Below are 2438 nucleotides of genomic sequence, written 5' to 3' on the forward strand. Positions count from 1 at the left end.
GCCGGGGAGTTTCCCGCCTTTGACGAAGTCGAAGTCGGTGGGGAAGCGCAGGTGGTAGCGCAGGTCGAGGGTGTCGGCGGTGGTGTCGGGGAGACGGAGGTAGGCCTGGGTGCCGCCGTCGGGGCCGTCGGCGGAGCGGCTGGCGGATCCGCCCGGGTAGGAGACGCGGAGCAGGACGCCGCCGGGGGCGTCGGAGGTGGTGAGAAGTTGGGCCCGGTCGAGCCCGAAGCCACCGCGGTCCTCGTATTCGAGTCCGTTGCCCAGGAACCGCTGCAGGTCTGCCGGGGTGACCACGGAATCCACCTCCGTCGGGGTCGGCTCCACCGGGCCCCTCCCGCCGCACGCCGCGACGGCCGCCACCACGACCAGCACGGTGGCGGCCGCGACGCAGCGCCGGAGGGTTCGGGTCACCCTCACCCTCCGCTCGAGGGGAGGACGGGTGGGGGGCGGCGGTGCGCTGCGCCGGTGGGGCGTTGGCGGCGGGTGTGGACCTGTTCCAGGACGATGGCCAGCAGGATCAGTGGGATGCCGATGGCGCCGAGGAGGTTGAGCGGGGGCAGGCTCAGCTCGTTGGGTCCGACCTGGCCGACCTGGCCGCGGACGGCCTCGATGGCGTGCACCCGGGAGGCGGTGAGCAGGAACGGGCTGCCCGCGGCGGCGTTGATGCCCAGCGCCGTGGTGGCGACGTCGACGTTCTCGGCGTGCACGAGTTCGGCCGAGCGGGAGCGGATTCCCTCCTGGGCGCGGTCGATGACGGTGCCGGAGATGGTGGTGGCGGCGGCGGCGTCGATGCCGGTGGTACCGCCGGTGATGCGGCCGCCCACGATGCGGGTGCCAGAACTGAAGGTACGCACGGCATCGGACGCGACGTTGTCGGCGACGAGATCCTGCACGAGCACGCCGGTGGTGTCGGGCGTGGCGACGATGCCGTCCTGGCCGCCGCGGAGCCGCAGGCCGGTCACGGTGACCGTCCTGGCGCCGCGTTCGATGCGCACCCCGGTGGCGGAGTCGGCGATCTGCACGCCGGTGACGGTGACGTCCTGGCCACCGACCGACACCCCGGCCACCCTCGCGCCCTGGAACGTGGAGTCGCGCAGCGCCACACCCTGCGTGCTCTTCTCCACCACCAGTCCCCGCCTGCCGCCGGTCGTCCGGATGTGGTCCAGCACCACGTTCGTGCTGTTGATGTGGGTGAACACGCCGATCGGCTGGTCGGTCGCACTGAAGTTGGTGACCACCGTGTCGGCCGAGCGGCTCACCCGCAGACCACCGGCCTTGTCCGCCGCGGTGGACACATCGGTGACCTGAGCGCCCGTCTGACCGATGAGCACGAGTCCGAACTCCCCGTTACCCGTCGTGGACACCCCGGTGAGGCGGTGGCCGGTGGTCCCCGCGGACAACCGGCTCGCGGGCCCGCCGGCGAACCGACCTGCACTCTCCGCTGCGACGACCATCCCGTTGCCGCCGTTCCGTTCGGCGCGGATGTCGCTCATGGCCGTGGCGCGGTCGCCGCGCAGCACGATCCCGTCACCGACGGACTCGCTGACGGTGACTTGGTCGAGGCGCACGGCGTCGGAGCGGGACAGTTCGAGCCCGGTGCTGTTGCGCCGCAGGATGGTGCGCACCAGGGTGCCGCTGCTGGCCTGGTTGAACACCACGGCGGCCCGCCCGCTGTCGCCGATGTCGGAGTCGCTGGAGGGGGTGCCCAGGTCGGTGATGGTGGTGTCGGCGGCATCGAGGCGGCCGCGGGCGGAGACGACGATCGAGGAGCGCCCGGCAGCCGGGACTGCGCGTTGGCCGGTGGCCGGGTCGGCGGAGGTGATGGTCATCCCGCGCAGGCTCAGGCGCCCGCCGCCGGTGTAGAGGGAGGCGGTGTCGGCGGTGCTGGAGCCACCGGCGAGGGCGAGAGTACGAATCCCCGAGACGTCCCCGGAGATCTCCATCGTGGTGCCGGGCGTGAGGATCACCGTGGCGGCCAGCAGCGCGGTGTCGGCACTCTCACGCAGCCAGGTGGGGGGCAGCGAGCGGTCGAGCACGGGCAGGGTGACCGGGCCAGGGCGCAAGGGGACCTGCTGGGCGAGGCGCCCGTCGGCCACCACGTCGACCCGGGTGGTGCGCACGATCGCCATCCGGGTCGGCCGGCCCCGCCCCTCCCACGCGGCCCGGATCCGGCCGGCTGCGGCCGCCCGGTCGCCCGGGTCCCCACCCGGCGGCGGTTGGGCCGGGAGCAACGACGCGGGGGTCGCCGGCGGGCCGGCCGTGGCGATGGACGGCGTCGCCAGCAGGCCGACGAGGGTGATGACGGCGCAGGCGAGCCGCAGCCAGAGGCTGTGCCGGTGAGACCGAGACCGGTCCCGGGTACGTCTCATGCGGAGATTTCCTCCGGTGTGGAGTGGTCGTCATCGGTGGTGGTACGCACGACCACGCCGTTCTCCACG

General features: G+C 73.3%; 2 protein-coding genes. Both read right to left on the reverse strand.

The features are described 5' to 3' along the window. The coding region (locus tag AC5L35_RS37265) for a polysaccharide lyase (protein WP_495064465.1) at positions 1-411 on the reverse strand (411 nt) is incomplete at its 3' end. A 2-nt stretch (positions 412-413) separates the two neighbouring features. After that, positions 414-2369 carry a right-handed parallel beta-helix repeat-containing protein gene (locus AC5L35_RS37270; RefSeq protein WP_495064466.1) on the reverse strand — a complete coding sequence of 652 codons (1956 nt, stop codon included), beginning with the start codon at positions 2367-2369 and terminating at the stop codon, positions 414-416. Positions 2370-2438 lie beyond the last annotated feature (69 nt).

The sequence above is a fragment of the Pseudonocardia sp. OZ21 genome, assembly GCF_059359135.1.

Excerpts from the sequence above, each read along its gene's own strand:
- AC5L35_RS37270 (WP_495064466.1), bottom strand. The coding sequence starts at position 2,369 with ATGAGACGTACCCGGGACCGGTCTCGGTCTCACCGGCACAGCCTCTGG.